Here is a 6,158-nt window from a genome sequence, read left to right as displayed (position 1 = left end):
TTGCGATTCCAAAGGTGTTGTTTTCAATGCGCGTCAATTCCATTTTGCCGTCGGTTATATGACGGGCGATGTCGCTGCTTTTCACAATGCTATCTACGCCCCGCACCAATACGCCCGATGTGACGGTGCCCACGTCTTTGATCCTGTTCAATACATAACCTTCTGTTTCTATGACGGGGTTGGCACCGACCACTTCCGGGTGTTGTTCGAGCAATTGGACGATGGGGGCGTAATTTTCGATGCGTTCGCTGTATGGACGCCGCACGGTTATATGGGGATTGATGCCTACCTGGCGGTCAAAGATCATGTCCGCATAGCCATTCATTACCGATAGGGTGATGACGAGTGCCCCAACTCCCAGCCCGACACCTATGATGGCGATGATTGTGGTTAATCCCATGCGACGACTAACGCTGAAGAGGTGTCGTCTGATTATGATCCATTCATAGCCCACTTCTTTCCCCCTGCTTTTATACAAAAAATCCCGATTCAGAAACACATCGGTGTTTAGAATCAGGATTTTTGTGTTGCGATGTTCAGATTGCAGTTTTCACAAATTGTTTTTTCCCAGGGAACTGAGCCTGTCTCTCAACCGAGCCGCCTGTTCATATCGCTCTTCGGCAATGGCTTTTTGGAGTTTTTGCGCCAGTTTTTGTTGCAATGTGATTGGACGGTCGCGTTCTATTTCTTCGGCCCATTCCGAAAGGGCTTCGATTTCGTCGTCTGCTTCAATGCCGGAATTTACCACACAGGTTTGAATTTTGTCGATTCCTTCTTCAATGTGATTCAGGGCGCCGGAATGATCGCCTTTTTGCAAACAAATTTCACCTCGCGCACGGGTGTGAACCATGAGTACATAGGGCCGGTAGTGTTCAAATATTTCCCGGTCTTGTTCATTTTTGGCATAAGCCCGCACGAGATCCAGTAGTGCCAGATTGTGGGCGGTGTCGCGTGCGACTGCTTCGAAATCGCCCAACCGCATCAGACAGACATAGCGGTGATAGAATAACAATCCCTCCTGGCTCAGTTCGAGGCATGCATTTCTGTCGAGGTAAAAGTTTTCATCTGTGCCAGATTGAGTTTGTTCGGCTTCGAGCTGGTCTAAATAGTATTCGAGCAGTGAAAAATGACCGTTCGGACGCGTTCCGTCAGGCCGATCATTTAATTCCATTTGCATTACGCCCAGGTCCAGGCGTACTTGCAATTTTTCTCGTCCGTCCAGGCCCTGAATTTTGCGTACACAAATATCGGTGGGGTCATAATCCCAGTTAGACAAAAATGGGCTGAGGTCGCGTTTCATTATTTTTCCTTTTTTTAGTCAGTCTGTAAATGTCGGGGAAATATGGAGAAAACCCCGTCAAATGTCAACCCGTTTGCAAAGGCTACATCGCTTGACAAGTACATCTGGCGGGCGTTATTTTGGGGTGTCCATTACAGTTGGAAGGCTCTGAACAGATATGTCTAAATCTGATAATGAAGGTACTGTTATCCGTCATCACCTCGGTAATTATGTCGTCCAGACTGCCGAGCGCGTGGTGATGTGCGCGCTTTCGACTCGTTTGCGGAAGCAGCTCGAATATCCCGAAGCTGCGCCGGGTTCGCGCCGCCGCCGCGTGCAGTCTGTGAGACGGGTGCGGGTGATTGATCCGGTTGCGGTTGGGGATCGCGTGGTTTTTTCTGAGGGTGCGGATAATAGGGGTATGATCCGCGAGGTGCGTCCCCGCAGCAATAAGGTTTCTCGGCGCGCGTCTGGCGGGTCTTATAGGGAGCAGCTTTTAGCTGCGAATGTCGATCAGGTTGTTCCGATTGTGTCTGCGGGTGAGCCGGAGCCGGACTGGATTTTGCTGGATCGCATGATAGGTATTGCAGAGTGGCAGCAGATACCGGTGTCTCTGTGTCTCAATAAGCTCGATCTCGCCGATGAGGCCTGGGCAGACCGGGTTATGCGTCCGTACAGGGCGATGGGATATCCCGTGGTTTATACCAGTATTATTTCCGATGCGGGTAAGGAGGCGTTTTACGATCTTCTGCGGGGGAAGATTACCCTTTTTATGGGGGCTTCTGGCGTTGGAAAGTCGAGTTTGCTCAATTGGTTACAACCCGGGTTGCAGTTGCGTACAGGACCTGTTAGCAAAGCTACGGGCGAGGGGATACATACGACGACTCATACGGAATTGGTCGCGCTTGATGGGGAAGGGTTTGTCGGCGATATGCCCGGTGTTCGAGAGTTTTATCTGTACGATATAAGTCCCGAAGATGTTCCCGTTCTTTTTAGAGATTTTCACCCGTTTCTCGGCGGCTGTCGCTTTCGCGATTGCTCACATGTCCACGAACCTAACTGTGCGGTGAGGGCGGGTGTGGATGATGGGGAGATCGCGCTTCAGCGCTATGAGAGTTATCAGAGGTTGCGAGAGAGGCCGTAGGTATTTAAAAAACCCGCGTCAGGAATAGGGACAAAAACGCTTCGGCATTGACGTGCATCGCGCAATCGACGGGTTTTCCAAGACGATAGGGGGGAGGCAGGCCGCGGCGGTCTGTGACGACCTGGCCCATGGTGAGGTCGCCCGATGTTTCTATGTCGATGTACAGGGTTTCTGAGCGGAGGTGTTCGGGTGCGATGGCCGCGCCTACGGCGAGTGGGTCGTGCAGGTACACGATTGGCTCGCGGTTGAGTTGTCGATAGAGGGCGAATACGTTTTGCACGGCATCGACGACGAATTGAGATGCGACTGTTTTCATGGGGGCGATCCGGTTTTCGATATCCGTTTCGGATAATACGACCTGACGCGTTGCGTCCAATGGTACGATCAGAAGTGCCGCGTCCGAATGTACGACTTTTTGTGCAGCGTGGGGGTCGGCGTAAAAGTTGAATTCTGCTACGGGTGTTGAGTTGCCGGTTTCTGCAATAGCTCCGCCCATTACGATTACCTGTTTGGCTTTTTGAAGTATGCCCGGTTGGCGCTGTTCGGCCAGTGCCAGATTTGTCAGGGGTCCGACGGCTATTATTGTGATTTCGCCCGGTTGGTCGGATAGGGTTTGCACGAGGAAATCGACGGCGTTGCCTTTTACCTCTTGAGATGGTTCTGGCAATACGGCTTGTCCCATGCCGCTTTCGCCATGGACTTCGGTGGCAAATACGGGGTCGCGTTTTAAGGGTTGGTCTGCGCCTGCGAAGACGGGTATTTCTGTGCGTTCCAATAGTTGCAATAGTCCCTGTGCGTTGCGCGTACCGGTGTTGAGAGGAACGTTGCCGCTTACTGTGCAGATGCCGATTACGTCGAGTTCGGGGGATCCCAGGGCGAGCATGATGGCCAGCGCGTCATCCACGCCGGGGTCGGTGTCTAAGATTGTGGGTTGTGTGGTCGCCATATCGCTAAATCCCGTATAACGGTTCGTACTTTGCCCTCAGATGCCGCATTAAGGGTTCATGGCTCAGGGGTTTTCCGGTTACGACTTCGATGAGTTCGTTTGCGCGGTAGCGCTGTCCCTGCGAGTAGATTTTTTGAGTTAGCCAGTTTTTCAGGGGGTCGAATACGCCTTCGGCAAATTGTGCATTCAGGTCGCCCACGTCCTGGCGCGCTTGTTCAAAGAATTGCGCGGCGTACAAGTTGCCCAGGGCATAGGTTGGAAAGTACCCTATCCCTCCGCCGCTCCAGTGTATGTCTTGCAAACACCCCAGAGCATCGTCCGGGGGTGTTAGTCCCAGATATTTTTCAAATGTTTCGTTCCAGACGCCGGGGACATCTTCGGCTTTTAATCCGCCATCGATCAGTGCTTGTTCGAGTTCAAAGCGCAACATGATGTGCAAGTTGTACGTGGCTTCGTCGGCTTCTACGCGGATATATGAGGGGGCGACGGCGTTGATTGCGGCGTAGAAGTCGCGTTGGGAGACATCGCTTAGTGCGTCTGGAAATGCGGCTTGCACTTTGGGGTAGAAGTGTGCCCAAAATGCTTCACTACGGCCGACGAAGTTTTCCCACATGCGCGATTGAGATTCGTGTATGCCTAGGGATACAGATCCTCCCATGGGTGTGCCGTAATGTTCGTCGTTTAAGCCCTGGTCGTATATGCCGTGGCCCGCTTCGTGCATGATGCTGAAAAATGATTCGGAAAAGAAGTGTGTGTTATACCGCGTGGTCAGGCGCGTGTCGCCCGGTCCAATGCCGCTGCAAAATGGGTGTGTGGTGATGTCTAAGCGCCCGTTGTCAAAGTTGAAGCCGATTTGCGCGGCGGCGGTTTTTCCAAATTCTTCTTGTTGGTCTATGGGATATGTGCGTGTGAGGATATTTTCGTCGGGCTTTTTGCCGGATTCGGCGATTGCACCCACGAGTTCGACGAGTTCGTCGCGCAAGCCCGAGAAGACCCGGGTCAGGTTTTCAGTGGTTTCGCCGGGTTCGTAGTCGTCTAATAGGGTGTCGTAAGATGTTTCGCCCGTGTTCAGCGCGCGGACTTGTTGGTGTTTTAGATCGAGGATCTTTGTGAGGTGGGGTTGGAACAGGGCGTAGTCCGATTTTTCGCGCGCTTCTCGCCATACTTGCTGCGAGATGGTGGCTACGCGGGCGAGTTCTTCGACGAGGGACCGGGGCAGTTTGATAGCCCGATCGTAGTCCCGGCGAAGTTCTCGTATGTTGATTGCGGCTTCGGAATGCGGTTCGGAGATGAGGTCGCTGTTTTCTATTTCTGCGAGATAGTCGCCGATTTGAGGGGCGGTTGCGCGTTCGTGTATCATGCCGCTGAGCAATGCGAGTTGCTCGGCGCGATGCCCGGCTCCGCCTTTGGGCATGTAGGTCTGTTTGTCCCAGCCCAATACACCGGCACAGGATCCCAGGAGGGAGATTTGTTTTATTTCTGCGATCAATTTCTGATATGTGGATTCGACATCGGCCATTTTTGCTCCTTGTGATGGTTTTTCAATGCGATGCATAGTAGGACAAAATCTACGTACCTACCATGCACCCGTCAAGCGCAAATACCGTTCTTCAGGTATCTGCTGAGTCTCTGATCTTAAAAGCCGGATATTTGAGCGCACAATCAGAAAAGCACTTGAAAGAAGACGCAATTCTGAGTATGCTTTGTGAGGCTTGTGTTTTCACGAAGCGCATCGCGCAAAAATAAGCCTGATGCCTACCTTCTATGTCATTGCGGCATGGTTTTGAGCCGCAATCCAGTTTGGTTTTATTTTTATGCTATCCTTAATTTCACTTAAAATTCAGAAAACACCCGGTGTCTGCGGCGGCAGAGCATGCGTAGGCAATACACGCATTCCCGTTTGGACGCTGATCAATTTTTTTCAGCAGGGCGCATCCGATGAAGATATGATACAGGCTTATCCTGCACTCACTGTTGATCATCTGAATCTCGTGCGGGAATACTACAAGACGCATCGCGCAGAAATTGACTGCGATATTAGAGAACAGGGGAAAGAGCCAGAAGAACCTTTAACAGATGAGGCCCTTGTGCAAGTGGCTGATGCACGTTTCGTCGAACTCGACAAAACAGAAGCAAAAGATGCCGAGTCCAAATTGAAGAGGAGTCATGATGGCACATCGCAACTTTGATCAGGAGAAACGCATGAATGCCATAGAAACCTTCAAAATGGACAAGAGCGCCCTTTCAGTGAGATCTCTTTCTGAAGAATCAGATGAGACGGCATATTGGCAGACCAAAACGCCACATGAACGCCTGGAGGCCGTTGAGTTGATGCGGCAGATTAAATATAGCTACGATCCAGCTACCACACGGATACAAAGGGTTCTTGAAGTTGTTCAACTAAAACAGAATAAGTAAATGTGAGGATTGCATGGCAGTTGCTACAGAAGACCTGATTGCGGAAATGGTCAAGGCCATTGTGGATGAGGTTGATCCCGTGCAGATTATTCTTTTTGGTTCGCAAGCCAGAGGAAATGCGAAATCAGGTTCAGATGTGGATTTGCTTGTCGTAGAAGAACAGCCCTTTGGTCCACAGCGCAGCCGTTACAAAGAGATTAAACGGATCAGACGCTCCCTTTCGTCCTATCGCGTTTCCAAAGATATTCTGGTGTACAGTCAGAATGAGGTCGATACCTGGCGGAATTCTATCAATCACATTATTGCGCGAAGTTTACGAGAGGGAAGAGTGATTTATGAACGATTTAAGGGTTTATAATCGGAAAATGATG

8 protein-coding genes are annotated in these 6,158 nt (G+C 51.0%); 4 read left to right on the top strand and 4 right to left on the bottom strand.

Annotated features, from left to right (window positions below; genetic code table 11):
* Together OXH16_15490 and OXH16_15485 are read right to left on the bottom strand one after the other, a co-directional pair.
* Window positions 1–454: ABC transporter permease (locus OXH16_15490; protein MCY3682803.1), on the bottom strand; the 454-nt coding region annotated here is incomplete at its 3' end.
* Between the two features lie 96 nt (window positions 455–550).
* The gene (locus tag OXH16_15485) at window positions 551–1,300 is read right to left on the bottom strand and encodes a UvrB/UvrC motif-containing protein (GenBank protein MCY3682802.1); all 750 of its coding nucleotides are present in this window, start codon (window positions 1,298–1,300) and stop codon (window positions 551–553) included.
* 157 nt (window positions 1,301–1,457) lie between these two features.
* Between OXH16_15485 and rsgA the strand changes: the two genes are divergently transcribed.
* Window positions 1,458–2,423, top strand: coding sequence for a ribosome small subunit-dependent GTPase A (rsgA, locus tag OXH16_15480; protein MCY3682801.1), 966 nt, complete (start codon window positions 1,458–1,460; stop codon window positions 2,421–2,423).
* 4 nt (window positions 2,424–2,427) lie between these two features.
* Here rsgA and OXH16_15475 read toward each other — a convergent pair whose 3' ends face one another.
* Complete coding sequence (locus OXH16_15475) at window positions 2,428–3,369, bottom strand: nucleoside hydrolase (GenBank protein ID MCY3682800.1); 942 nt, start codon at window positions 3,367–3,369, stop codon at window positions 2,428–2,430.
* Window positions 3,370–3,373: 4 nt separating this feature from the next.
* Complete coding sequence (locus OXH16_15470) at window positions 3,374–4,888, bottom strand: carboxypeptidase M32 (GenBank protein MCY3682799.1); 1,515 nt, start codon at window positions 4,886–4,888, stop codon at window positions 3,374–3,376.
* A gap of 295 nt (window positions 4,889–5,183) precedes the next feature.
* On the opposite strand from OXH16_15470, the gene OXH16_15465 reads away from it, so the two are divergent.
* From OXH16_15465 to OXH16_15455, 3 genes are read left to right on the top strand one after another with little or no spacing between them, the layout of a single operon-like run.
* Entirely contained in the window at window positions 5,184–5,558 is a 375-nt protein-coding gene (locus OXH16_15465) for a DUF433 domain-containing protein (protein ID MCY3682798.1), read from the top strand.
* 13 nt (window positions 5,559–5,571) lie between these two features.
* Window positions 5,572–5,787 carry a hypothetical protein gene (locus OXH16_15460; GenBank protein MCY3682797.1) on the top strand — a complete coding sequence of 72 codons (216 nt, stop codon included), beginning with the start codon at window positions 5,572–5,574 and terminating at the stop codon, window positions 5,785–5,787.
* Window positions 5,788–5,800: 13 nt separating this feature from the next.
* Window positions 5,801–6,145 (top strand): nucleotidyltransferase domain-containing protein, encoded by a 345-nt coding sequence (locus OXH16_15455; GenBank protein MCY3682796.1) that lies wholly within the window; start codon window positions 5,801–5,803, stop codon window positions 6,143–6,145.
* Window positions 6,146–6,158: the final 13 nt, after the last annotated feature.

It is taken from the genome of Gemmatimonadota bacterium (assembly GCA_026705765.1).
GTDB lineage: Bacteria > Latescibacterota > UBA2968 > UBA2968 > UBA2968 > VXRD01.
Note: the sequence above shows the minus strand (reverse complement) of the source record. Positions and strands in the feature narration are given on the sequence as shown.

Bases quoted from the DNA above. Each gene is read 5' to 3' on its own strand.
- OXH16_15460 (MCY3682797.1), top strand. From the start codon at position 5,572: ATGAATGCCATAGAAACCTTCAAAATGGACAAGAGCGCCCTTTCAGTG.
- OXH16_15465 (MCY3682798.1), top strand. From the start codon at position 5,184: ATGCTATCCTTAATTTCACTTAAAATTCAGAAAACACCCGGTGTCTGC.
- OXH16_15455 (MCY3682796.1), top strand. From the start codon at position 5,801: ATGGCAGTTGCTACAGAAGACCTGATTGCGGAAATGGTCAAGGCCATT.
- OXH16_15485 (MCY3682802.1), bottom strand. From the start codon at position 1,300: ATGAAACGCGACCTCAGCCCATTTTTGTCTAACTGGGATTATGACCCC.
- OXH16_15475 (MCY3682800.1), bottom strand. From the start codon at position 3,369: ATGGCGACCACACAACCCACAATCTTAGACACCGACCCCGGCGTGGAT.
- rsgA (MCY3682801.1), top strand. From the start codon at position 1,458: ATGTCTAAATCTGATAATGAAGGTACTGTTATCCGTCATCACCTCGGT.
- OXH16_15470 (MCY3682799.1), bottom strand. From the start codon at position 4,888: ATGGCCGATGTCGAATCCACATATCAGAAATTGATCGCAGAAATAAAA.